We start from the raw sequence: 1,199 nt of genomic DNA, 5'->3' as shown, positions 1-1,199 counted from the left end.
GCCGCCGCCATCGGCGCCGCCGCCGGTGGTGGTGTCGATGTCCTTGGGCAGTTGGTCGGACTGCTGGGGCCGTTGTGGGTGGCGGCGCTCGGGTCGGGGCTGCTGCCGTCCGAGAACACGCTGGGGATCGGGAAGGTGTGACGGGAGCCATCGCGCGGGCGGTGCCATCGCGCCGGCGGGGCCGCCCCCGCCGCCCCCGCCTGCCCCGGCTTCGACGTGTGAGCCGCCCCGCGCGCGGGAACACCTCGCGGCCATGAAATTCTCCTGGCAGGGAAGAAGTCCATAGGATTCCCGGGTTGGTTCGGCTTTCTCCCCGTCAGGACGGCTACGAGTGATATCTCCCCGCGTGTGTCGAGTACTGGTCCCCGCCCTGGCCGCGACGGCCGTGCTGGCGCTGAGCGGCTGCGACCCCGACCAACTGCCCAAGGACATCGACACCACCACCGGCGGCGGCGCCGATGGCGGCGGCCAGTCCGTCACCGGTTTCGGCGCCAGCCCGCTGAAGAACGAGGACGGCACGAAGCCCGGCCTCGCGCCCCTCACCTCGGACAAGGACCGGGCCGCGGCCCGCAAGGTCATCGAGAAGGTCGCGACCAAGGGGCGCGGCCCCAAGACCGGCTACGAGCGGGACAAGTTCGGGTACGCGTGGAAGGACTCCGTGGACGGCATCCCGCTGTCCCGCAACGGCTGCGACACCCGCAACGACCTGCTCGCCCGGGACGGCAAGGACGTCGAACTCCGTTCCGGCTCCAAGTGCGTGGTCGTCTCCATGACGCTCAAGGACCCGTACACCGGCAAGACCATCGAGTGGCGCAAGCAGCAGGCGACCAAGGTGCAGATCGACCACGTCATGCCGCTGTCGTACGACTGGCAGATGGGCGCCGCCCGCTGGAACGAGTCCAAGCGGCAGCAGATCGCCAACGACCCGCTCAACCTCATCCCGGTGGACGGCCCCGCCAACAACGCCAAGCGCGACGCGGGCCCCGCGACCTGGCTGCCGCCGTACAAGCCGGTGCGCTGCGCGTACGTGCTGCGCTTCGCACAGGTCTCGCTGAAGTACGACCTGCCGGTGACCAGCGCGGACAAGGACATGATGCTGAAGCAGTGCGGCGGCTGACGCAGCGGTAGTCACGAGGGGTGGCGGKCCCGTTTCGCGTGGACCGTGTTGACTCGGTTCACAGATGATGGTGTCATTGACC

Annotated in this window: 1 protein-coding gene; it reads left to right on the top strand. The window is 69.6% G+C overall.

Annotation, left to right across the window (positions count from 1 at the left end):
- Window positions 1-346 precede the first annotated feature (346 nt).
- Window positions 347-1,117 carry an HNH endonuclease family protein gene (locus EAO73_RS35320; protein ID WP_147975622.1) on the top strand — a complete coding sequence of 257 codons (771 nt, stop codon included), beginning with the start codon at window positions 347-349 and terminating at the stop codon, window positions 1,115-1,117.
- Window positions 1,118-1,199 lie beyond the last annotated feature (82 nt).

This window comes from Streptomyces sp. col6, from assembly GCF_008042035.1.
In the GTDB taxonomy this organism is placed as follows: Bacteria; Actinomycetota; Actinomycetes; order Streptomycetales; family Streptomycetaceae; genus Streptomyces.
The sequence above is the reverse complement of the archived record's forward strand: the minus strand, read 5'-3'. Positions and strand labels throughout refer to the sequence as shown.